General features: G+C 62.9%; 18 protein-coding genes. 8 read left to right on the top strand and 10 right to left on the bottom strand.

Annotated features, from left to right (window positions below):
- Positions 1 to 189: 189 nt before the first annotated feature.
- Positions 190 to 4,785: an IPT/TIG domain-containing protein gene (locus GOB94_RS00485; RefSeq protein WP_346265632.1), complete on the top strand. Its 4,596-nt coding sequence runs from the start codon at positions 190 to 192 to the stop codon at positions 4,783 to 4,785.
- Between the two features lie 240 nt (positions 4,786 to 5,025).
- Here the strand turns inward: GOB94_RS00485 and GOB94_RS00480 are convergent, their stop codons facing one another.
- From GOB94_RS00480 to GOB94_RS00450, 8 genes are all read right to left on the bottom strand, one after another.
- Positions 5,026 to 5,436: a hypothetical protein gene (locus GOB94_RS00480; RefSeq protein WP_182277022.1), complete on the bottom strand. Its 411-nt coding sequence runs from the start codon at positions 5,434 to 5,436 to the stop codon at positions 5,026 to 5,028.
- A gap of 58 nt (positions 5,437 to 5,494) precedes the next feature.
- Positions 5,495 to 6,337, bottom strand: coding sequence for a hypothetical protein (locus tag GOB94_RS00475; protein WP_182277021.1), 843 nt, complete (start codon positions 6,335 to 6,337; stop codon positions 5,495 to 5,497).
- 247 nt (positions 6,338 to 6,584) lie between these two features.
- A complete protein-coding gene (gene pnp, locus GOB94_RS00470; protein WP_182277020.1) occupies positions 6,585 to 9,038 on the bottom strand; it encodes a polyribonucleotide nucleotidyltransferase in 2,454 nt (817 codons plus the stop codon).
- A 414-nt stretch (positions 9,039 to 9,452) separates the two neighbouring features.
- Positions 9,453 to 9,719 carry a 30S ribosomal protein S15 gene (gene rpsO / locus GOB94_RS00465; protein WP_182277019.1) on the bottom strand — a complete coding sequence of 89 codons (267 nt, stop codon included), beginning with the start codon at positions 9,717 to 9,719 and terminating at the stop codon, positions 9,453 to 9,455.
- A gap of 135 nt (positions 9,720 to 9,854) precedes the next feature.
- Positions 9,855 to 10,559, bottom strand: a complete 705-nt coding sequence (locus tag GOB94_RS00460) for a dienelactone hydrolase family protein (protein WP_182277018.1) — start codon at positions 10,557 to 10,559, stop codon at positions 9,855 to 9,857.
- 269 nt (positions 10,560 to 10,828) lie between these two features.
- Positions 10,829 to 11,062 carry a flagellar biosynthesis anti-sigma factor FlgM gene (locus GOB94_RS00455; RefSeq protein WP_182277017.1) on the bottom strand — a complete coding sequence of 78 codons (234 nt, stop codon included), beginning with the start codon at positions 11,060 to 11,062 and terminating at the stop codon, positions 10,829 to 10,831.
- Between the two features lie 246 nt (positions 11,063 to 11,308).
- Positions 11,309 to 11,434: a hypothetical protein gene (locus tag GOB94_RS16745; RefSeq protein ID WP_255484112.1), complete on the bottom strand. Its 126-nt coding sequence runs from the start codon at positions 11,432 to 11,434 to the stop codon at positions 11,309 to 11,311.
- 186 nt (positions 11,435 to 11,620) lie between these two features.
- Positions 11,621 to 12,514 carry a FliA/WhiG family RNA polymerase sigma factor gene (locus GOB94_RS00450; RefSeq protein ID WP_182277016.1) on the bottom strand — a complete coding sequence of 298 codons (894 nt, stop codon included), beginning with the start codon at positions 12,512 to 12,514 and terminating at the stop codon, positions 11,621 to 11,623.
- A 396-nt stretch (positions 12,515 to 12,910) separates the two neighbouring features.
- Between GOB94_RS00450 and lexA the strand changes: the two genes are divergently transcribed.
- From lexA to GOB94_RS00425, 5 genes are all read left to right on the top strand, one after another.
- The gene (lexA, locus tag GOB94_RS00445) at positions 12,911 to 13,516 is read left to right on the top strand and encodes a transcriptional repressor LexA (RefSeq protein WP_182277015.1); all 606 of its coding nucleotides are present in this window, start codon (positions 12,911 to 12,913) and stop codon (positions 13,514 to 13,516) included.
- 434 nt (positions 13,517 to 13,950) lie between these two features.
- Complete coding sequence (gene panB / locus GOB94_RS00440; protein ID WP_182277014.1) at positions 13,951 to 14,820, top strand: 3-methyl-2-oxobutanoate hydroxymethyltransferase; 870 nt, start codon at positions 13,951 to 13,953, stop codon at positions 14,818 to 14,820.
- Between the two features lie 143 nt (positions 14,821 to 14,963).
- A complete protein-coding gene (panC, locus tag GOB94_RS00435) occupies positions 14,964 to 15,815 on the top strand; it encodes a pantoate--beta-alanine ligase (RefSeq protein WP_182277013.1) in 852 nt (283 codons plus the stop codon).
- Positions 15,812 to 17,074 carry a bifunctional phosphopantothenoylcysteine decarboxylase/phosphopantothenate--cysteine ligase CoaBC gene (gene coaBC / locus GOB94_RS00430; RefSeq protein ID WP_182277012.1) on the top strand — a complete coding sequence of 421 codons (1,263 nt, stop codon included), beginning with the start codon at positions 15,812 to 15,814 and terminating at the stop codon, positions 17,072 to 17,074. Before panC ends, coaBC begins: the two co-directional genes overlap by 4 nt.
- 213 nt (positions 17,075 to 17,287) lie before the next feature.
- Positions 17,288 to 17,863 (top strand): elongation factor P, encoded by a 576-nt coding sequence (locus GOB94_RS00425; protein ID WP_182277011.1) that lies wholly within the window; start codon positions 17,288 to 17,290, stop codon positions 17,861 to 17,863.
- A 29-nt stretch (positions 17,864 to 17,892) separates the two neighbouring features.
- On the opposite strand, the gene GOB94_RS00420 is transcribed toward GOB94_RS00425, so the two are convergent.
- Positions 17,893 to 18,513 (bottom strand): NAD(P)H-dependent oxidoreductase, encoded by a 621-nt coding sequence (locus GOB94_RS00420; protein WP_182277010.1) that lies wholly within the window; start codon positions 18,511 to 18,513, stop codon positions 17,893 to 17,895.
- Positions 18,514 to 18,626: 113 nt separating this feature from the next.
- On the opposite strand from GOB94_RS00420, the gene GOB94_RS00415 reads away from it, so the two are divergent.
- A complete protein-coding gene (locus GOB94_RS00415) occupies positions 18,627 to 19,079 on the top strand; it encodes a MarR family winged helix-turn-helix transcriptional regulator (RefSeq protein WP_182277009.1) in 453 nt (150 codons plus the stop codon).
- Here GOB94_RS00415 and GOB94_RS00410 read toward each other — a convergent pair whose 3' ends face one another.
- Positions 19,080 to 19,463, bottom strand: coding sequence for a DUF302 domain-containing protein (locus tag GOB94_RS00410; protein WP_182277008.1), 384 nt, complete (start codon positions 19,461 to 19,463; stop codon positions 19,080 to 19,082).
- Between the two features lie 159 nt (positions 19,464 to 19,622).
- Here GOB94_RS00410 and GOB94_RS00405 point away from each other — a divergent pair, with 159 nt between their 5' ends.
- Positions 19,623 to 22,508: a M14 metallopeptidase family protein gene (locus tag GOB94_RS00405; RefSeq protein WP_182277007.1), complete on the top strand. Its 2,886-nt coding sequence runs from the start codon at positions 19,623 to 19,625 to the stop codon at positions 22,506 to 22,508.
- The last annotated feature ends 42 nt before the right edge of the window (positions 22,509 to 22,550 follow it).

Genomic DNA, 22,550 nt, shown 5'->3' with positions numbered 1-22,550 from the left:
GCTGTATTCAGCTAGATCATGGATTTATTTATCCTCGGCCTCGGCCCACTGTATGAAATTCCTTGATCAACTCCCCTAATCAGTGCATCTCCTTCAAATAGTTTGTTACATTCGCGAAGTCTTCAACATAATCCCAACGCAATCGCCTACCCATGTCTCACAAAGCAGGGGACGATTCATGGAGCCTTCGTGCGTCGAATCACTCTTGCTTTCTCCCTTGTTTCTATTCTTCTGCTTCAAACTGGTTGCGCCGGGTCCGGGAACACCGTGGTTCAACCGACTCAAGATAATCCCGTTCCTGCCGTAACTGCTGTGTCACCTGCCAGCGTCACCGCGGGTGCTGCCTCGCAGACGCTCACCGTGACCGGCTCCGGTTTCGTTGCCTCTTCCTCGATCACCTTCAACGGCACGGTCCTTTCGACCACCTATGTCAGCGCGACCTCGGTCCAGGCGCAGGTGCCCGCATCGGCCCTCTCCGCGGGTGAAAGCGTCTCCATAACCGTCAACAATCCCAGCCCTGGCGGCGGGTCGTCCACGGCGATCAGCTTTTCGGTGACGAGCCCTACCCCAGCGGTAAGTTCCGTCTCGCCCACCTCCATTCCCGCTGGATCTGCTGCGACGCTCACCATAAGCGGCAGCGGCTTTGAGTCGAACTCTGTCGTCAAATGGAACGGTTCGGCCCGGCCCACGGCGTTCTTCAGCACAGGCACATTGGCCGTCACGCTCACCGCTGCTGATGTCGCGACCGCCAGCACCGCGCAAGTGACGGTCAGCAATCCCGGCCCCGGAGGCTCCGATACTCAGCCCGCGGCCGAGACCGTCTACGCAGTACCAGCGATCTCTTCGCTCTCTCCCGCCTCAGTGCAGGCCGGCTCGGGCCTCACGACCTTGACCGTGACGGGAACCAACTTCTCTTCAAACTCCGTGGTGCAGTTAGACGGCAACGCGCTGACAACGACGTTCGTGAGCGCGACATCTCTTACGGCCCAGGTTCCAGCCTCCTCCGTTGCCAACGCGCGAACCGCGTCAGTGAGCGTACAAAACCCAACTCCATTCCCTATTGCCTCTCCGAGCGTCTCTTTCCCCGTGAACAGTCCGGCGCCTGTACTGACCGCCGTCACGCCCGCAAGCCTGGTGCAGGGCACCTCCGCCACGGGCATCACGCTGACGGGAACCGGCTTCATCGCAAACTCCACTGTCTCCTGGAACGGCACGGCTCTTCCTACCACCTACGTCAGCTCGACCTCGCTCAGGGCTTCTGTACCGGCGACTGACTTGGCAACAGCCGGCACAGCTCAGATTACGGTCGGCAATCCAGCCCCCAACGCAGGCAGCAGCGCTGCGCTCGCACTACCGGTTGTCGCTCCTCCAGCGATCACCGGCGTCAGCCCGAACTACATTCAGATTCCCCCATCGGGAACCACCACCTCCACCAACATCACGATCACGGGTTCGAACTTTGCCGCGACTGCGACCGTGGCCTTCAACGGCTACACTCTGCCTGTCGTTTCGCAGACCGGCACGCAGATCGTCACCACGATCAGCTCGCAAATTCTTTATCAAACCGGCGTCGAGCAGATCTACGTCACCAACCCGGCGACCGTCACCGGCGGTGCGGCGGTCCGTTCCCAGCCCGCATCCATCAACGTCATCAATCCATCAGCCACCTTCACCACCAACCCAGGCTCCGCTGCGCTGGGCAGTCCCGATACGACGATCACCCTTTATGGCTCTGGCTTCTTCCCAGACAGCGTGGTCCTATGGAACGGCACGCCGCTGGTGACCACCTATACCTCAAGCAGCAGCATGACCGCTGTGATTCCATCTTCGGATCTGTCCGTACCCGGCGACGCTACCATCAGCATCGCGACGCCCGAAAACATGGGGCAGGCTTCGGCAACAGCGGGATTCAATACCTACCTCGCACTGCCGATCAACGATCTCGCCTACAACACGACAGATGGCCTGCTCTATGCCACCATCGCTGGAACCGGCGGCCAGGGACTCGGCAACAGTCTCGTAGGCATCGACCCCGTCACCGGCTCCATCCGGCGCACGATCTTCGTTGGTAGCGAGCCCACTCGTCTGGCGCTGTCCACGGACGGGACCCAAGCCTTTGTTGGCCTCAACGGGGCTGGCGCTGTTCGCCAAGTGGACCTCACCACCGGGGTCGCGGGTATCCAGTTCTCGCTCGGTGGAACCCAGGGTGTCTATAATCCGCCGTATACCGCTGCCGCTTTAGCTGCGCTTCCGGGCCAACCGAACTCCGTAGCTGTTTACGGCACCAACGGCGTAGTCACCATCTTCGACTCTGGCGTGGCGCGTCCAAAGACCAGCAGCGGCCTCGCAACCTATTTCGACTCGAACACCGGCTCCCTGACCTTCGGCGCTTCTGCGTCGACTCTCTATCTGGCGGCGTATACCGTCTCTAGCTATCTGTATGCGCTCACAGTCGATAGCACCGGCGTCACTGGCTACACGCAACTGCCCTCCAGTGCTGCGGGAGCGACCATTCAATACGATAACGGCCGTCTCTATACACCAAACGGCCTGGTCACGGACCCCACAACCGGCGCCACACTGGGCCAGTTCTCCGTTGCCTCAACGTACTCCACTTCCCCCGCGGCAGCCACCGGGCCCATCTACTCTGACTCCTCACTCAACCGCGCATGGGTTGTCGTGAACTCAGCGCAACTGATCGGCTACGACGAGACCACATTCCTGCCCGTCGCCTCCATGGGGATCAACAGGATCGGTGCGGTCAGCGGAGGCACAACCACGCTCTCGAACCCAGCGGACCTCGTCCGCTGGGGGCAGGACGGCCTCGCCTTCCACACCGCGACCCAGCTCTTCCTCATGCACGGCAGCGTCGTCAAGGACACCAGTTCGACGCCCGCAGACCTCCAGGTCACGACACAAGTCGCGGCAACCGTCACGACCGGAACTGCTTTTAACTATCAGGTCCAGGTCAAGAACCTTGGAACCAGCGATGCCAACGGCGTGGTGCTGGCTACGAGCATGCCTGCGACCCTGCTCTACGGCTCGTCGTCGGTTTCGCAAGGTACCTGCAATGGAGCGGGCGTCCTCTACTGCGACCTTGGCACTCTCCCCAACGGGGCCACGGCGACGCTGACCATCACCGCCACGCCATCTGTCGCTGGGGCCGTTCAGCTCTCCGCCACGGTCGATTCTCAGACCTACGACCCGGTCACGTCCAACAACATCGTCGTCTCCACGACCACCGCATCCGGTTCGCTATATGCGCCGGTCCCAACCATCTCCAGCCTCTCTCCGAATGCGATTGCCACCGGCGTGGCTTCAGCCACGCTGACGGTCAACGGAACGGGCTTCAACTCCGCGTCTGTTGTGAACTGGAACGGCACGGCGCTGCCCACCTCACTGGTCAGTGCCAGCCAGCTAACCGCTACCGTCGATGGATCGCTGCTCAAGCAGATCGGCTGGGCTGCTGTTTCAGTCACCAATCCTGCACCCGGGGGCGGAACATCCGCCAGCCTTACCCTGAGCGAGTACAGTCTGCTGCCCGTGCCCGCGAACGCAATGGTGTATGACCCCTACAGCCGCAAGCTGTTCGCAGTCCTGCCTAGCACCTCTACGTCACCGGCTGGCAACAGTCTGGTCTCCATCGACCCCGTGACTGGCACCGTAGGCGCGCCGATCACCGTCGGCAGCGAACCGAACACGATAGCCGAGAGCCCCGGTGGAAACTACTTCTACATCGGGCTCAGTGGCGCGGAATCGCTCGCCCGCTTCAACGTCAGCTCCCAGACGGTCGATGCAACGGTGCCGCTCGTAAGCGCTGGCTACTTCAGCAGCCCTGTCGCCGCGAATGCGCTGGCGGCGATACCCGGCCTGGAGAACAGTGTTTCCGTCGACAACGTGGGAATTCTGGACTTCACAGGAACGTCCGCAACCCTGCGGCCGAACTCATCCCTCGGCTTCAACGACGCTGTCTTCCCCGACTCCAGCCACGCCTACACATACGACAACCAATCGACCGGTGCGGAGATCTACCGCTATACCGTGGACGCTGCCGGAGTCCACAATATTGACGGCAGCACAATGCTCGGCATGGGTGGCTTCAGCGGTTCGCTCGCTCTCGATCAAGGTCTGCTCTTCGGTTCGAGCGGGGGTATTGTCGATCCAACCACCACGCCGCTGACTCAGATTGGCGTCCTGCCACTTGGTCCGGGGCCCTATGGCTATGGCCTCAGCGGCGCCGGCTCTATTCCCTACCAGACGACAAAGAAGGACTTCCTCTTCGGCATCAACGAGGCTGGGACCCGGGCCGTGGTGCTCGAGCGTTTCGACACTCAGCACTTCATCCTCGAGGATTCGGTGCTGTTGCCGACCAACAACTCCGTTATCGAGTCGGTACCCGCCACTCGCTGGGGCCAGGACGGGATTGCACTGCTCGTTACAGGAGGCATAGGGTCCTCGACGCCCTCGCAGCTAATGTTGCTGCGGGGCGCCTTCGTACTACCAGCGGAGGCATCTGCGAACGGCGCGCCAACCCTCTCCTCCTTGAGTAGCAACGCCATCGCCTCCGGCAGCGGAAACCAGTTGCTCACCGTTACCGGGACCGGCTTCATTCCCGGAGCAAGCGTACTCTGGAACGGCGTAGCGTACACAACCACCTTTATCGACGCTCAACACCTCTCGGTGGCAGTCGGCGCAAATGACGTCAGTGCACCAGCCACGGTCAGCATCACCTGTCAGAACCCGGGATCGCCTGCATCCAATGCCCTGACTCTCAACATTCAGTAGCATCGGCGGCACGACTGCGGCCCGCGGAATCAACCGCGGGCCGCAGTACTCTCCCGCATCGACTGTCATCTTCACCGAACGCCTTGAACTGCCTGTTTTGATCCGGGGTGGGCTTGACTTAATCGCTCAGGAAAAACAGTCACAAAGCTGAGTTAGAGCAGGGCCTGTCGCGAAGGGGTTCCACCCCTAACCCCAATCCGCTCCGGATCATAGCCCCAAAACCGGGGGGGAGGGTCGCCGCTACCGCCAGCTCACCGCCAGATGCCACCGCAGCCCGCGCTCCGCTGTCTTGAGCAGCACCAGCTCATACTCGCGCAGCTCCCGCAGCAGCTCCTCGCCATCGGCTCCCATCATCTCCGGATCGGCCTCCACCGCCCCCACCAGCGCACTCACCGTCTTCAGCCCGTCCTCAGCCTGATACCACTGCGGAGGCGGCAGTCGCGGCAGCAGGTCCGGGTTCCCGGCACCCTCTTCAATCAGCAGCGCCATCGAATTCTCATCGGCAGAAAAGAACTCCAGCAGCGGCTGCACACCCAGCCGCACCGCCAGCTGCTCCACCTGGCCCTCATGCCGAGCGAGAATACGCCCATTCACATAGATGTTGTAGCCCGGGTCCTCGCCTTCGACCACGATGTACATCGACGCTGCCATGCACCAAAGTGTAACCGCAGCAGGCACTGTCAAAATCCCCACATTGCACGTCAGGAACTTACCGCGGTACCACACCGACGGCCTGCTCCATGTCCTCGGTCGAAGGCAGCAGCAGATACACGCTCGCCAGTAGCAGCAACGCGATCCCCACCACCCAGCGCAACGTTAGCGGTTGATGCGCCAGCACCAGCCCTTCCAGCACCACCAGCAACGGAAGCAGCGTAAACTGCGCCGACCACCGCGTCGCTCCCAGTCGCTGCAGTGCATAGATGCTCAACAGCGCCAGCAGCCCATCGCACGCCATCGCCAGTAACGACACCGCCGGCCGCGTCCGCGTCATCACCGACTCCACCGTCAGCGCCACGGCAAACACCAGCGTCCCACCCAGCAGCGCGGAGCTCGCCCGCCAACTCGTCGCTCCACCCCTCACGCAGAACAGCGCCGCGCCCACACCCGTCAGCACCGGCGCCAGCAACAACGCCACATCCGTCCGCCCGTTCGCAAGGCTCGGCTCCGCCAGCACCAGCAGCAACCCACCCACCGCCGCCAGCCCCGGCCATATCCGCCCCGCCGCCCCATCCAGGCTCCCCATACCCAGCGCCGCCGACGCAATTCCCGCCGCTACCGGCGTCAACGCCAGCGCCATCGTCAGCCCCGGCCCATCCAACCCCCTCGCGTGCATCAGCGCCCCCACCGCCGGCCCAGCAAACACCATCGCACCCGCCAGCACCCCCAGCCACGACGACCGCAGCGACACCCGTGCCGGCCCCCTGCGCAGCAACATCAGGCTCACCAGAGCCGCCCATCCGCAACCCATCGCCAGCGACGACAGCGTCGGTTCCGCATCCGGGCGCACCTCGGTCACCACCCACCGGCTGGCCCCCGCCAGCACCAGCACCACGAACGCCCCCCACTGCGCTCCCCGGAATCGCCAGCCTCTCCTCAGTCCAGCCTCCTATCGGCCTCTACCACCCCTGCGCCCCACACCTCAGCCCGGATTCAACTCCGCCCAATCTCCTCCACATATCTACCTGTCAGCGAATCACTTGAGCCAGAGTCTACCGCAAACACATCTTGCCCACACAAACACGAAAGCCGCGCAAAAGGCGCGGCTCTCATGTTTATTTCAGTTGGGGAAAGAAGGTGCCTTACTCGTTCCCACCCTGCGGCGCACCACCAGCACCCGGACGGCGGCTACGGCGGCGACGTCCACGACGCTGGCCTTGCGGACGGGGAGTCCCGTTGGCAGCAGGAGCGGCAGCATTCCCTGCCTCCGGTGCCGGAGCCTCGTCACCCTCATCCTCACCATCCTCATCACCCTCGAACTCGTCGTCCTCAAACTCCTCATCGTCATCGTCCAACGGAGCCTCAGACGGCGGCGGAGCTACAGGACGCTCGCCACGCTCATTGCGGTCACGGCCACCTCGGTCGCGATCACGACCACCACGCTCACCGCGGTCCGAACGCTCACCACCACCGGACTGCTCCGGCACTGGTGGCAGACCCAGCTTCTCGCGCTGTTCACGCAGCACAGCCTTGCGGCTCAGCTTGATGCGGTTGCCCTCAATCGCGAGCACCTTCACCAGTACCTGGTCACCTTCACGCAGCTCGTCCTTCACTTCCTTCACGCGATGCTCTGCGATCTCGGACACATGCAGCAGGCCATCGGTACCTGGGAAGATCTCGACGAACGCGCCGAACTCGGCCAGGCGAACAACCTTGCCGAGATACGTTTTGCCCACCTCGGGTACAGCCGTAATGTCGCTGATCATCTGGATCGCCTTCGCGAGACCGTCCGCATCGCTCGAAGCCACATTCACGCGGCCCGAATCGTCGACGTCAATCTTCACACCGGTTGCGTCCACAATGCCGCGGATCACCTTGCCACCCGGCCCGATCAGGTCGCGGATCTTGTCGGTCGGAATCTGGATCGTGTGGATACGAGGCGCGAACGCGCTCTTCTCCTCCGAAGCCTTCGAGATCACCGCATCCATCTTGTCCAGGATGAACATGCGGCCCTGGCGGGCCTGCTCCAGTGCCTCGCGCAGAATCTGCGCCGTCAAGCCCATGATCTTGATGTCCATCTGCAGCGCCGTGATGCCCTTGCGCGTGCCGGCGACCTTGAAGTCCATATCGCCGTAGTGGTCTTCAGCGCCTGCGATGTCGGTGAGGATCGCATACTTGTCCTCTTCCTTCACCAGGCCCATCGCCACACCGGCAACAGAACCCTTCAGAGGAATGCCTGCCTGCATCAGCGAAAGCGAAGCACCGCAAACAGTCGCCATCGACGACGATCCGTTCGACTCGAGAATGTCCGACACCACGCGCAGCGTGTACGGCGACTCATCCTCACCCGGAAGCACGGCCTCAATCGCGCGCCACGCCAGCGCTCCGTGCCCAATCTCGCGACGGCCCACACCGGTCATGCGCCCAACCTCACCAACGGAGAACGGCGGGAAGTTGTAGTGCAGCATGAAGCGGCGCTTCTGCTCGCCTTCGTAGCTCTCCATTCGCTGTGCGTCGTCGGTGGTGCCCAGCGTGGCCGAAACCAACGCCTGCGTCTCACCGCGCGTAAACAGCGCCGAGCCATGCACACGAGGCAGAACGCCCGTCTCGATCGTGATGTTGCGGATCTCGTCGAACGCGCGATGGTCCGGACGGATGCGGTCATTCAGCACCTGCTCGCGGAAGATCGTCTCGCGCAGGCCTTCAAAATACTTGCTCAGCTTCTTGGCCGCTGCGGCGTCATCCGCCGGCAGTTCCTTCTTCAGCTCGTCCTTGATCTCCTTGACCTTGGCATAGCTCTCGAACTTCGGATACTTCTTCGTGTTCAGTGCGTCGGCAAGTTTATCGCCGACCTTTGCTTTCAGCGCAGCCGCATACTCCGTATCGTTCTCCAGCGGAGTCACTGCACGCTTCGGCTTGCCCGCAAGCTTCACCAACTCCTCGATGCCCGCAACGATCTTCTTGATCTCAACGTGCGCGAACTCAATGGCCCCGAGCACAACCTCTTCCGAGACCTCCTTCGCACCCGACTCCACCATCACGATGCCGTCCTTCGTGCCGACGACCATGATGTTCAGCAGGCTTACCAGCCGCTCGCTGTAGGTCGGGTTCACAATATATTGCTCGTCAATGTAGCCGATGCGCACGGCACCCACCGGCCCATGGAACGGAATGTCCGACAGCGACAGCGCGCAGCTCGCGCCGTTGATGCCCAGCACGTCCGGATCGTTTTCCTTGTCGGCCGAGTACACAAACGCCACCACCTGTGTCTCGTTCCGGAAAGCCTCCGGGAACAGCGGACGGATCGGGCGATCGATCTGACGGCTCGTCAGGATCTCCTTCTCGCTCGGCCGGCCCTCACGCTTGATGAAGCCACCCGGGATGCGGCCACCGGCATAGGTGAACTCGCGATACTCCACCGTCAGCGGGAAAAAGTCGATGCCCTCTTTCGGATCGGGCGAGGCCACTGCGGTTGCCAGCACGGCATTATCGCCGCTGGTCGTAAAGGCTGCGCCGGAGGCCTGCTTGGCGATCCGCCCTGTCTCAAACTTGATGTGCTTACCACCGGCAAGCTCTACATATACTTCCTGCTTCATGTCTCTTCCTCTTCTTCTTCGTTGCGTCTCTAAGCTCTTGGCAGTCGCGGCGCGCCGTCACGTCCTGGGGATGCGCTGCTCAACGACAAAAGCCCCGCCGAAACATCTTCGGTCGGGGCCTTCGATCTCAACCTCTCGTCCAGAGAATATTAGTGGCCGAGCGCATAGTGACGGGCACGGCAACGGACGTTGCGCCGATACGCGCGTCCAGCCGAACGTGTGCCTTAAGCCCGTGGGCACCATGCAATCTCAATCGTCCTAACTCCTGGCACTTGTAACCCAGACGTCGTAACCTCAGCAAGGCCTTTGACTCTGGTCTTCCAGACCCGGGCATTTTCACCCAGCCAGTCCGTTGGGCGCAAGAGCCGCAACAGCCAGCCGCCTGGATACCCAGACAGGCCTGCTCGTCGCAGCTTACTTGCGAATACCCAGCTTGCCGATCACATCACGATAGCGGTCCGAGTCCGTCTTCTTCAGGTAGTCCAGAAGGCTACGGCGCTTCGAGACCAGCATCAGCAGGCCGCGGCGCGAACCGTGGTCCTTCTTGTGCGTCTTGAAGTGCTCGGTCAACTCACCGATACGCTCCGAGAGGATTGCAATCTGCACCTCGGGGCTGCCGGTGTCCGTATCGTGCGTACGGAACTTGCTGATAATGTCGCTTTTCTTTTCGGTTGCCAACACGGCTGTGTCTTGCTCCTGATTCTCTATGCTCTAGTCCACTACTCCTAGTGTCCTCGTTAAAGATACCACGCTGACGGCATTCAAACTCCTCCGTCAGCGTGGTTTCCGAACCGTTTCGGGCGCCGTTTCAGCCCCTTACCCAATATATTTCTTCAGAAACGCCAGCGACCGCTCTCCCGCAAGCTTCGCGGCCTCTGCATGGTACGAGTGCGGGTCCGGCGCGCGGTTGAAGGCATGTCCTGCGCCCTCATACTCGAACACCTCCACCTCCGGCGTCTTCCCTGCCGGGTTCGCCTCCCGCACGGCATCAATCTGGTCCTTGTCGATGTGCGAATCCGCCGCGCCGAAGTGAAGCATCACCGGACAGGTCGGCTCCTCTTTCGCAAAGTGACCAATGCCGCCCGCGTAGTACCCCACCGTGCACACCGGAGATATCCCCAGCGCCTTGGCCCGTGTCGCACTCAGCCACGCCATCAGTCCGCCATAGCAGAACCCCAGCACCGCCGTCTTGTGCGCGCCTGCCACATGCTGGAACGCCGCCGCCACATCCAGCAGCGCCAACTCCACATTCAGCTTCGGATACAGCTCGGTGAACGCATACTTCATCTCGTCCGGCGTGTAGTCGATGTCCACCCCGCGCTCGATCCGGTCAAACAGCGCCGGTGCGATCGCCACATAACCTTCCTTCGCATAACCGTCGGCCACGCTACGGATGTGCTTGTTCACACCGAAGATCTCCTGCACCACCACCAGCGCGCCCTTCGGCGTGCCCTCAGGCTTCACCACGTAGGCGGAAAGCTCATGGCCGTCAGCGGCCTTCACCGTCACAAACTCACTCATGCAAAATCTCCTTCTTCGTCTTCAGACGTCGCACACGGCCCTCAGGCCGCACCTACAATCATCCCTCACAAAGATGTGCAGAGCATGACAGCCCCACCGCGGCCACCCTGCACTCCTTTTCGCCGCATCAAACTCACACTCTCTGCTCGGGCACGCTCACCAAACTATCAGTTCGTCAGCTTTGGAGGGGACGGGCTTCAGCCCGTCCGAAAACATTCCATTGCAAGATGGGGCTTTAGCCCCGGAGGGATAACGGGCCGCCAGCATCATCACCCGCGCTTCGACAACTCCCCATCATCCAGAGCCCGCATGTGCTCCATCAGCTTGCCCGCCAGCGCGTCCGACGACACAGAATAGCGCCCACTCGCAATCGCTGCCCGCAGCCGCTCCACCTTCTGCACCCGCACATCGTCCGGAGCGTCTTCCACCGGCAGCCTCTTCAGCCGCGCCGGGTTCGTCATCGCCGTGTCGTCCATTGCGCCGTTATGCTTCAACCGGGCCACCACTTCCGCCTCTCGGGTCAACATCACAGTAGCGCGGCCCACCCTGCTCCTGCAAGCAGCCCGCGCCTGCGAACCGCGGCCTCTTTCCTGTTCTCAGCAAAGCCCCAAGATGGTCCCCAAGACGCGTTCACCCACCATACGGCTCTCGATTAAGCCACTATCGACAGGTAGACGCAAAACTTTACAGCCGCTCCTAATCTTTTTCTAAGGGCCCTCCTTCGGCCTTCATCTGCCACCAGGTGTCGCTTAGATGTTCGCCAGCAGCACCAGCACACCCAATACCAGCAGAACCGCCAGCACAGAGTGCGCCAGGCTCCGACCCGTCGGCATGCGCCGCGCTGCATACATCGGATGCACCGGTACCCGGTTCATCGGCCGCACCGCCCCCGAACCTGCATCGCCTGGTGCCGGTTATACGCCGCATTGCTCATCGGCGTGTTTGCCGGCGTCCCACTCGTCGTCTGCTGTGCCATCTCGACTCTCCCAAGTGCCTTCTGCTCCGCCAGGTCGTACAGGGCCTTCAGTTCCTCGTCTTCGTTGTTCGGTTACGCCACGCACTTACGCTGCATTACGCGCCCGCGGCCTCTTCAGCTTCGAACCGGCGCCCAGCGCCGCCCGCAGCCTGAGCACTGCAGCCGAGTGGATCTGCGATACCCGCGACTCCACCACACCCAGCGTCAGTCCTATCTCCTTCATCGTCAGTTCCTCGTAGTAGTAGAGGGTCAACACCAGTCTTTCTTTCTCCGGCAGCTCTTCAATCGCATCCACCAGTCGCTGCCTCATCTCCCCCTGCAGACACCGGAACAGCGGGTCTTCCTCCGGAGACGTCGGCAGGAACGCCAGCTCCTCTTCGCCCGAGTCCTCACTCCGCTCCGCATGCAGGCTCCCGATCTCCAGCCCCTTCAGATCGCCCAGCAGCAGTTGAAAGTCATGCAGCGACAGGCTCATCTCCCGCGCAATCTCGGCCTCCTGCGGTGCGCGTCCATTACGGTGCGTCAGCGCCCGGATCGCCTCCTCCACCGCACGCCCCTTGCGCCGCAGCTCGCGCGGGCTCCAGTCCAGTTCGCGCAGCGAGTCCAGAATCGCTCCCCGCACGCGGAACTGCGCATAGCTCTTGAACTGCACCTTCTTCGTGTGATCGAACTTGTTGAACGCATCGATGAGCCCAAACACCCCGGCCGACACCAGATCGTCCATCTCCACATGCTGCGGCAGCCGCTCATGGATGCGCCGCGCAATGTACTTCACCATCGGCAGGTGCTCCAGTAGCTGCCGCTCCTGCTCGCCCGCCGTATCTTCCATGGATGTCATCGCCGCAATCGCCGCCACCGCTGCGGGCACTGGAGCAACCTCCGCCCTGCTGTAGCCCGCCTCGTCCATCTCCAGCAACCCGCCCATCTCGGCGGCCGAGGCCTTCGCCGCGTCGTTCGTACAGCTCGTCAAGCTAGTCATCGCTGGAACTCCTCAGTGCGCATGATTCACACAGGCATCCCATCGGCTGGAGTGTCTCAGCCGATGAAGCCCTCGCTTGACTGGCATCAATGCAACCGGGATGCCAAAACTAGACGCCCAAATCTGAGCGATCTCTCAGAATCGACGCGCGACGTCTTCACGTCCTCTCACGTTTACTTCCACCCGCCCTTGCCTCTTTAGTCATCGCTCCGTAGCCACGCGCATCACTGCGGCCGCAGCTTCTTTTTGGCCCACCCAAACCTCTGTGGCACCTCTGTGTCATGTCCGAACCGGTGACAGATTCCTCCGGCACCTAGTTCCTCTATCGGCAACCGAGCAATCTTTTTCAGTCGATACCCCTTGCAGTTCGCCTTTTATTCGCTAATAATGGCAGCCATGGCTATCACGCGACGGCAAAAAGAGGTTCTCGACTTCCTCACCAGCTTCACCTCACGCAACGGCTACTCCCCTTCCTATGAGGAGATCGCGGCCGGCCTCAGCCTCAGCTCCCTGGCCACGGTGCACAAGCATGTCACCAACCTGCAGACCAAGGGCTTGCTTCAGCGCGCCCACAACCGCAGCCGTTCCATCGACGTCATCCCCCAGCGCAAGGTCCGCTCCGCCATGGACCGCCTTCCTCTGCTCGGCCGCATCGCCGCCGGCAAGCCCGTCGAAGCCGTCGAGCAGACCGAGTCCATCTCCCTCGGCGAGATCCTCGGCAACAAGGAGTGCTTCGCCCTCGAAGTCCGCGGCGACTCGATGCGCGACGAGCACATCATGTCCGGCGACTACGTCCTCGTCGAAAAGACCCGCACCGCCCGCGAAGGCGAGATCGTCGTCGCCCTGGTCGACGGCACCGACGCCACCCTCAAGCGCTTCTACCGCGAGGGCAACCAGATCCGTCTCCAGCCCTCCAACGCCGAGATGGCCCCCATCTACGCCCCCGCCGCCAGCGTCACCATCCAGGGCAAAGTCCTAGGCATCCTCCGCAAATACGCCTGACCCACAGCAGGAGTGCCGTCGCTTTTGGTGTTGTCTTTGCTTTTGGTGTTGTCTTTGCTTTTCTTTCTGTCATTCCGAGCGTAGCGAGGAACCTGCTTCTCGCGCGAAGCGCGCCTGCATTCCAACAGCGGCCCATTGTGCGCAGGCACTTCGGAGTAGGGACGGACTCCAGCCCATCCATGCACTTCGAGATCATCAGGGAACGAGATCATCAGGGAATCTAAGATCATCAGGAAATCTGAGGGCATCGAGGAGATCGGTAGGGACGGGCTTCAGCCCGTCCGAGCACTGTCTCCCAGAGCCGGGGCTTTAGCCCCGGAGACGACCAACAGCGTTATACTGACTCCTGTTCGGGCTGCATTCGCCTCACGCGGAGCGGCACATCGCACCAAGCGAAGTGTCGTATCCCCACGCGAAGTGGCACTGGAGAGAAGATGAGCCTTACACCGTCCCCCGCGGTCGCCGAAAAGGTGACACCGCAAACTTTGCTGGCCCACAAGCGTGCCGGCACCGCCTTCACCGCCCTCACAGCCTACGACTACCCCACCGCCCGTCTCGCAGACGACGCCGGCATCGACCTGCTCCTCGTCGGCGACTCCCTCGCCATGGCCGTCTTAGGACATGCCGATACCCTGTCGGTGACTGTAGCCGAGATGATCCACCACGCCAAGGCCGTCCGCCGCGGCACCCAGCGCGCGCTGCTCGTCGTTGACATGCCCTTCGGCAGCTACCACGTCTCCATCGAAGACACCCTCCGCAACGCCATCCGTATCGTCAAGGAGTCCGGCGCCGAGGCCGTCAAGCTCGAAGGCGGCACCACCCAGACCGCCAACATCCGCGCCCTCACCGCCGCGCAGATCCCCGTCGTCGCCCACATCGGCCTCACTCCGCAGTCGCTGCACGCCATGGGCGGCTACAAAGTCCAGGGCCGCACCCAGGCCGCCGCGCTCCAGCTCGCTGACGACGCCCTCGCCCTCCAGGCCGCCGGAGCCATCGCCATCGTTCTCGAAGGCATCCCCCGCGAGCTCGCCGCGCACATCACCTCGCTCGTCACCATCCCCACCATCGGCATCGGCGCCGGCCCCGACACCGACGCCCAGGTCCTCGTCGTCCATGACCTCCTCCAACTCACCTTCACCCCACCCGCCAAGTTCGTCCGCCCCTTCGCAGACGCCGGCACCCTCATCCGCGAAGCCCTCGCGAATTACCGTACCGCCGTCAGCGCCCGCACCTTCCCCGCCGACGCCGAAAGCTACCACGCCCCCAGCCTCAACCTCCAAACCGAGCACCTTACCACCCGATAATCCGCCTGCTCCATCAGGCTCCACGCACTCCGACGCTGTGGCTTCTAGGTACCCCGAGCCTTTAGGCTCGGGTCTCACAGCCTGAAAAAGAAAGGGGCTTTAACCCCTGGTTTGCTTCTCGGCCCCAACCTCTCAAGGAAACGATGCAAATCTTCACCACCATCGCCGATCTCCGCCACTGGCGTCGCCAGCAACACGCCACGCTCGGCCTCGTCCCCACCATGGGCGCCCTGCACGAAGGCCATCTCTCCCTCGTCCGCGCCGCACGCGCCTCCAGCGACCTCGTCGCCGCCACCATCTTCGTCAACCCGCTCCAGTTCGCCCCCACTGAAGACCTCGCCAAGTACCCACGCACCTTCGCCGAAGACTGCGCTCTCCTCGAACGCGAAGACGTCGACATCCTCTTCGCCCCATCCGCCACCGAGATGTACCCCACAGGTGCCGAAACCTTCGTCGACGTCCCCAACATCGGCTCCCGTCTCGACGGCGCCTCCCGCCCCGGCCACTTCCGCGGCGTCGCCACTGTCGTCACCAAGCTCTTCAACATCCTGCAGCCGCACCACGCCTACTTCGGTCAAAAGGACGCCGCCCAGGTCGCCGTCCTCCGCACCATGGTCCGGGACCTCAACCTCCCCGTCGACCTCCGCGTCTGCCCCACCGTCCGCGACACCGACGGCCTCGCCCTCAGCTCCCGCAACCGCTACCTCACCCCCACCGAGCGCGAGCAAGCCCTCGCCATCCCCCGCACGCTCCACTGCATCTCACAATCCATCTCACGCGGTGAGCGGTCCGCCGTCAACCTGCGCGATCATCTTCACCAATGCCTCGGCAAAGCAGAAGGACTGCGCCTCGATTACGCCGAGCTGGTTGACGCTGCCACCCTTCTCCCCGTCGAAACCGTAGGCCCCGGTACCCTCGTCGCCATCGCCGCCTACGCCGGAACCACCCGCCTCATCGACAACCTCCTCCTACCCGAAACAGAGGCCCAGCCATGAGAATTCTTCTCGGAGTCACCGGCGGCATCGCCGCCTACAAAGCCGCCGAACTCACCCGCGAGCTCCAGCGCCGCGGCTGCGACGTCCAGATCGCCATGACCGCCAGCGCCGAGCGCTTCGTCACCCCGCTCACCTTCGCCTCCCTCAGCGGCCATCAGGTTCTCACCTCGCTCTGGCAGCCTGCCGTCAGCGAAACCGCATCCGACACACCCGCTCCCTTCGACATCGAGCACATCGCCGTCGCCACCCACATCGACGCCCTCATCATCGCCCCGGCCACGGCAAACACCCTCGCTAAGCTCGCTCACGGCCTAGCTGATGATCTCCTCAGCACCATCGCCCTCGCCACCAAGGCGCCAGTCTTCGTAGCACCGGCCATGAACGTCAACATGTGGCACCACCCCGCCACCCAGACCAACATTGCCACCCTCCGCGGCCGCGGCGTTACCGTCATCGAACCCGGCTCCGGCCCGCTCGCCTGCGGCATGGTCGGCGAAGGCCGCCTCGCCGACCCCATCCACATCGCGGACACCCTCATCAACGCCCTCGTCGCCCGCACCGAACCCGCACCCCACCACGACCTCACCGGCGAAACGCTCCTCATCACCGCCGGGGGCACCCGCGAACCCATCGACCCCGTCCGCTTCCTCGGCAACCGTTCCAGCGGCCGCATGGGCTTCGCCCTCGCCGAGTCCGCCCTCGCCCGCGGAGCCGAAGTCATCCTCGTCACCGCCGCCCCAGCCCCGGCTCATCTCGCCTGCGAGGTCGTCTCCGTCACCACCGCCGCCGAGATGCAATCCGCCGCCCTCGCCGCTCTCCCGCGCGCCACCACAGTCATCATGGCCGCCGCCGTCTCCGACTACCGGCCCACCGATCCAGCCGGTCAAAAACTCAAGAAATCGAGCTCTTCCAGCGAAACCCTCACCCTCCACCTCACCCAGAACGACGACATCCTCCAGAACCTCGTCGCCGCCCGCCGCCCCGGCACGCTCGTTCTCGGCTTCGCCGCCGAAACCCAGTCCGACCCCGCCATCCTCCGCAAAGAGGCCCGCCGCAAGCTCATCGCCAAGAACCTCGATGCCATCATCGCCAACGACGTCTCCTCCCCCGACAGCGGCTTCGACGTCGACCGCAACGCCGGCATCCTCCTCACCCACACCTGCGAGACCATCCTCCCCACCTCCACCAAACGCGACATGGCCGACCGCATCCTCAGCCACCTCTCCGCCCTCCGCTCCTTCACCACCGCCCACCAATAACCCGCGCCTGCTCTTCCATTGCTCTTGCCTTTCTTTCTTCCATTCCGAGCGTAGCGAGGAACCTGCTTCTTGCACCGCCAATGAAGTGTCATCTCGACCGGAGTCTCGCAGCTTCATCGCGAGACGTAGCGGAGAGACCCGCTTCTCTACCCATACCTCCAGCCTCACCACACCCCTTCTACGCTCTACCCTCTATCCTCTACACTCTTCCCTATGGCTTCTCTTCTCAACGCAATCAACGTCAAGCGCAAGATGCTCTTCGAGTTCGAAGGCGCCCCCTACGTCTGTCTCGACTCCGACATCAGCACCCCCACTGCCCGCGGCGGTCAGACTCTCGTCCGCCTCAAGATGCGGAACCTCCTCAACAACGCCGTCTTCGACAAGACCTTCAAGGCCGAGGACCGCTTCCCCGAGCCCGACGTCGTCTTCGTCCCCGCCAGCTACCTCTACTCCGACGCCGACGGCTCCCACTTCCTCGACCAGGAGTCCTTCGAGACCCACACCCTCACCGAAGCCATGCTCGGCGACGCCCTCGACTGGCTCATCGAAGGCACCATGCTCCAGATCCGCAAGTACAACGGCAACCCCATCGGCCTGCAGCTCCCGCAGTTCGTCGAGCTCGACGTCAAGTACACCGAGCCCGCCGTCAAAGGCGACTCCTCCTCCGGCTCCGTCACCAAGGACGCCACTCTGGAAACCGGCCGCGTCGTCCGCGTTCCCCTCTTCATCAAGGAAGGCGAAAAGATCAAACTCACCACCGAAACAGGCGAGTTCGCGGGCCGCGTCTAGCTCACAACTTGCTTCCGGTTCGTACGCGGTCAGCGGACGGCAGCAAGGACGGCAGGACGAAACTGCCTCACGAGTTCTTCAACCGTCGTTGAGCCAAACGCGACCGCGGCCGTGCCACCGGCAAGGATGACCTCAACGTCGGTGATTCCAATAAAACCGAGGACACGTTTGAGGTAGCCGGACTCATAGTCGGATGCCGCAGCAGGCAGCCCTTCGTCATAGATCCCACCTGAGGCAATGATGATCTTGCAGCTCTTACCGAGGACCAGCCCCTTGCGTTCGGGCGGCCCGGAGTGCGTCACGCGTGGACGCACAATAAGGTCGATCCAGGCCTTCAGGTTCGCCGGGACGGTGAAGTTATACATCGGCGTTCCGATGAGAATCTCATCCGCGGCAAAGAGTTCGGCAATCAACTCATCGGAGTCCGCTAGCGCTCGCTGCATCCCCGGTGTGTGCTGTTCCGCCGGGAGGAAGATGCCGGTAATCCATGGGATGCCGACGAACGGCAGGTTGTTCTCCGCCAGGTCGCGCGAAACGACCTTACCGTCCGGATGCTTCGCCTGCCATGCTGCAACAAAATCATGACTCAGGGTACGGGAGATGGAGTGATGGCCGCGAGGGCTGGATTGGATGTTGAGCAGCGTAGGCATATGATTCCTTTCGAGGGGCGGCGCGCCGTGGCTTACCGGATAGTCAACACACTTGACTATCCGATTCACAGTTGATCTCACCGGATGCAATTTAGTCAAGAATATTTACTAAAATGAAAAGAACCCCTCCCAACGTCGCTCGTGGCTTAATGGTGGCATCACGAGCCCATACCGCCGCCGTGGCAGCCCGGCTGGCGCTGCGTGGATACGATGATTTCCCGTTCGCATCCGCCAGCCTGCTATGGCTGATGGATGAAGGTGGCACGCGGTCGACGGTCCTGGCGCAGCGGGCTGGCGTCACCAAGCAGGCGATGAGCCAGCTCGTGCGCCTGATGGAGCGTCAGGGATACCTCGAACAGGCCCCCGACCCAACCGATACGCGGGCCAAGGTCGTCCGGATGACCGAACGTGGTGAAGCCGTGAAGACCGCCTGCGTCGAAGTCCGGGACGAGTTGAATCGAAAGGTGGCAAAGGTTCTGGGAACAAACGAGGCAGGACTGCTCGAATCCAGTCTGGACGCTGCGGCCGGTCTATTCGGAGAGATCGCCGGAACAAATCAGCAATAGCTACTCCGCAGCCTTCGCCGCCAGCACCCCGGCCGCCGCAAGGTTCGCCACCATCTCCTCCGGAAACCCATGACGCTGCCGCAGCCAGGCGGCGTCATTCCATTGTGCGGTCACTTCGCCATTCGCCCCTTCAGCCACCAGCACCTTCAGCGGCAGGTCCAGCGCGGCACTTGGAGCCGCCAGCATCACCGGCGTACCCGCCTTCGGGTTCCCAAAGATCAGCACCTTTGTCTCCGGCATCATCAATCCCGCCGCAGCCGCCTCACCCGAGTGGTCCACCACGCAAAACAGCTTCACACCCTTCTCTTTCAGCAGCGCCTCCAGCCGCGCCACCGTCTCGCCTACTGAGTGCCGGCTCACAATCGACCTGATCCCATCCGCCATCTGCCACCTCTCCCCGCCAGATTACTCCCGCCACCCTCGTACTGATCGAGCCCGTGGGAACTTTGCGTTCACTTCATCCGTCTTTAGTACACCGTTCATTCTTCATTTACTCTGTTCAGGCCACTCCAAAATCCAAGCTGTCCGAGGTCCACGCCTTCCATGTTGAACCCAAGGATTGTTAAAGCACTTGTAGCCGCAGCCGTTCTCTGCCTTGCCTCCAGCCTTCCGCCGCTCCAACCGTCGCTCCACGCCCAGCGGCCGGAGATCACCACACCCAAGCAGGAGTTCGGCTTCAACATCGGCGACGACTACCAACTCGTCAACTACGTCAAAGCCGAAGCCTACCTGCAGAAGCTCGCCTCCGAGTCCGACCGCATGAAGCTCGTCTCCATGGGCAAGACCTCCGAAGGCCGCACCCAGTGGATGGTCATCATCTCGTCGCCGGAGAACCTCAAGCACCTCGACCACTACCGCGACATCGCCCACGAGCTCGCCACCGCGCGCGATCTCACGCCCGAGCACAAGCCCCTCACAGACGAGCAGGCCCACGCGCTCGCGCATGAAGGCAAGTCCATCGTCTGGATCGACGGCGGCCTCCACGCCACCGAGGTCGTCGGCGCGCAGCAGATCGTCGAGCTCATCTACGAGATGAACGCCAAGACCGACCCCGAAACCATGCGTTTCCTCGACGACGACATCCTCCTCGCCGTCTTCTGCAATCCCGACGGCATGGACCTCGTCTCCGACTGGTACAACCGCGAGCCCGACCCCGCCAAGCGCAAGCCCAGCAACACCCCGCGCCTCTGGAACCACTACGCCGGCCACGACGACAACCGCGACTTCTTCATGTCCAACCTCGCCGAAACCACCAACATGGACCGCGTGCTCTTCCGCACCTGGAACCCTGAGATCGTCTACAACCACCACCAGACCGGGCCTCCGGGCACCGTCATCTTCGTCCCGCCCTTCCGCGACCCCTTCAACTACCACTACGACCCGCTCATGATCATCGACATCGACAACGTCGGCATGGCCATCCATCAGCGCTTCATCGAAGAGGGTAAGCCCGGCTCCACCATGCGCTCCGGCGCAACCTACTCCACCTGGTACAACGGCGGTCTCCGCACCAGCACCTACTTCCACAACACCACCGGCATCCTCACCGAGATCATCGGCAACCCAACGCCTGAGCCGCTGCCGCTCATCCCCGCCGCCCAGCTCGCCCACAACGATTTGCCGTTCCCCGTCCCGCCGCAGACCTGGCACTTCATGCAGTCCATCGTCTACGAGCAGACCGCCAACCGCGCCATCCTCGACTACGCCTCCCGCAACCGCGAGCGCATGCTCTACGACACCTACCACATGGGCAAGAACTCCATCCTCAAAGGCGACGAGGACTCCTGGACCATCACTCCCAAGCGCATCGCCGCACTCGAAGACGCCGCCAAGGCCGAAGCCGCCACAGCGCATCCCGCCGGAGCAGGCCGCAGCCGTGGCGGAGCCGGAGCCGCAGCCCCCACCGGCCGTGGCCCCGCCGGCGTTCCCGCCGACCTCTACAAGACAGTCCTCGAAGACCCCGCGCACCGCGACCCACGTGGCTACATCCTGCCTTCGGACCAGCCCGACTTCCCCACCGCCACCCGCTTCGTCGACACCCTGATGAAGAACGGCGTCACCATCCTGCAGGCCACCTCCGACTTCACCGTCAACGGCAAACACTATCCGAAGAACTCCTACATCGTGAAGGCTGACCAGGCCTTCCGCCCACAGATCCTCGACATGTTCGAGCCCCAGGATCACCCCGACGACTTCAAGTACCCCGGCGGCCCTCCCATCCCGCCCTACGACGTCACCGGCTATAACCTCTCCTACCAGATGGGCATCCAGTTCGACCGCGAGTACGAAGCCTTCGACGGCCCCTTCGCCGAGATCACCACCGACCTCGCCATCCCGGTCCCCGGCACCATCACCGGCGCCGCCAAGCCCGCGGGCTATCTCGTCTCGCATGCGTACAACGACTCCTTCACCCTCACCAACCGCCTCCTCAAGGCCGGCTGCGACGTCTACTGGATGAAGGACACCCAGACCGCCGAAGGCAAAACACTCGCCGCCGGTGCTCTCTGGATCCCCGCCTCCGCAAAATCCCGCCCCATCGTCGAGACCGCCGTCCACGACCTCGGCATCTCCGCCATCGGCGTCGCCAAAGCCCCCCACGGCGAAGCCTACAAGCAGAAGACCGTCCGCATCGGCCTCGCCGACGTCTACGGCGGCAACATGCCCTCCGGCTGGACGCGTTTCATCCTAGAGCACTTCGAGTTCCCCTACGAAGTGGTCTATCCGCAGGCCATCGACGCCGGTCACCTCCACGACAAGTACGACGTCCTCATCTTCCCCGACGGCGTCCTGCGCCTCGCCACCACCGAAGCCGGCCGTGGCGGCGGTGGTGGTGGCTTTAACGCCCAGCCCAAGCCCGAAACCATCCCCGCTGAGTTCCGCCCCTGGCTTGGCACCTACACCAAAGACAAGTCCGTCCCCGCGCTCAAAGAGTTCGCCGAGTCCGGCGGCGCCATCCTCACCATCGGCAGCTCCACCTCGCTCGGCGCGGCCCTCTCGCTGCCCGTCTCCGATGGCCTCACCGAGCTGACAGCCTCCGGAACGCCCCGCCCGCTGCCGCCGGAGAAGTTCTACATCCCCGGCTCGCTCCTCCGCGCGCAGGTTGACAACACCAACCCGCTCGCCTACGGCCTGCCCTCCGACCTCGATGTCTTCTTCGACCGCAGCCCCGCCTTCCGCCTGCTGCCCAACGCCGCGCTAGACGGCGTCTCAGCCGTTAGCTGGTATCAGGGCGAAAAGGTCCTCGACAGCGGCTGGGCCTGGGGTCAGCAGTACCTTAACGGCACCACCGCGGTCGTCGCAGCCAACCTCGGCAAAGGCAAGGTCTTCCTCTTCGGACCAGAAATCACCTTCCGCGGCCAGCCCCATGGAACCTTCAAGTTCCTCTTCAACGGCATCGCCTACGGTGCTGCAACCCCAACCAAACTCTAACCACCGCTTGACACGCCTGATAAAATGAAGACGTGGAAATAC

Origin of the sequence: Granulicella sp. 5B5 (genome assembly GCF_014083945.1) — a bacterium.
Taxonomy (GTDB): Bacteria; Acidobacteriota; Terriglobia; order Terriglobales; family Acidobacteriaceae; genus Granulicella.
This window is presented reverse-complemented; position numbering and strand designations above follow the sequence as displayed.

Coding starts and splice junctions, on each gene's coding strand:
- GOB94_RS00480 (WP_182277022.1), bottom strand. CDS start 5,436: ATGGCAGCGTCGATGTACATCGTGGTCGAAGGCGAGGACCCGGGCTAC.
- pnp (WP_182277020.1), bottom strand. CDS start 9,038: ATGAAGCAGGAAGTATATGTAGAGCTTGCCGGTGGTAAGCACATCAAG.
- GOB94_RS00460 (WP_182277018.1), bottom strand. CDS start 10,559: ATGAGTGAGTTTGTGACGGTGAAGGCCGCTGACGGCCATGAGCTTTCC.
- GOB94_RS16745 (WP_255484112.1), bottom strand. CDS start 11,434: ATGAACCGGGTACCGGTGCATCCGATGTATGCAGCGCGGCGCATGCCG.
- GOB94_RS00450 (WP_182277016.1), bottom strand. CDS start 12,514: ATGACTAGCTTGACGAGCTGTACGAACGACGCGGCGAAGGCCTCGGCC.
- lexA (WP_182277015.1), top strand. CDS start 12,911: ATGGCTATCACGCGACGGCAAAAAGAGGTTCTCGACTTCCTCACCAGC.
- panB (WP_182277014.1), top strand. CDS start 13,951: ATGAGCCTTACACCGTCCCCCGCGGTCGCCGAAAAGGTGACACCGCAA.
- panC (WP_182277013.1), top strand. CDS start 14,964: ATGCAAATCTTCACCACCATCGCCGATCTCCGCCACTGGCGTCGCCAG.
- coaBC (WP_182277012.1), top strand. CDS start 15,812: ATGAGAATTCTTCTCGGAGTCACCGGCGGCATCGCCGCCTACAAAGCC.
- GOB94_RS00425 (WP_182277011.1), top strand. CDS start 17,288: ATGGCTTCTCTTCTCAACGCAATCAACGTCAAGCGCAAGATGCTCTTC.
- GOB94_RS00420 (WP_182277010.1), bottom strand. CDS start 18,513: ATGCCTACGCTGCTCAACATCCAATCCAGCCCTCGCGGCCATCACTCC.
- GOB94_RS00415 (WP_182277009.1), top strand. CDS start 18,627: ATGAAAAGAACCCCTCCCAACGTCGCTCGTGGCTTAATGGTGGCATCA.
- GOB94_RS00410 (WP_182277008.1), bottom strand. CDS start 19,463: ATGGCGGATGGGATCAGGTCGATTGTGAGCCGGCACTCAGTAGGCGAG.
- GOB94_RS00405 (WP_182277007.1), top strand. CDS start 19,623: ATGTTGAACCCAAGGATTGTTAAAGCACTTGTAGCCGCAGCCGTTCTC.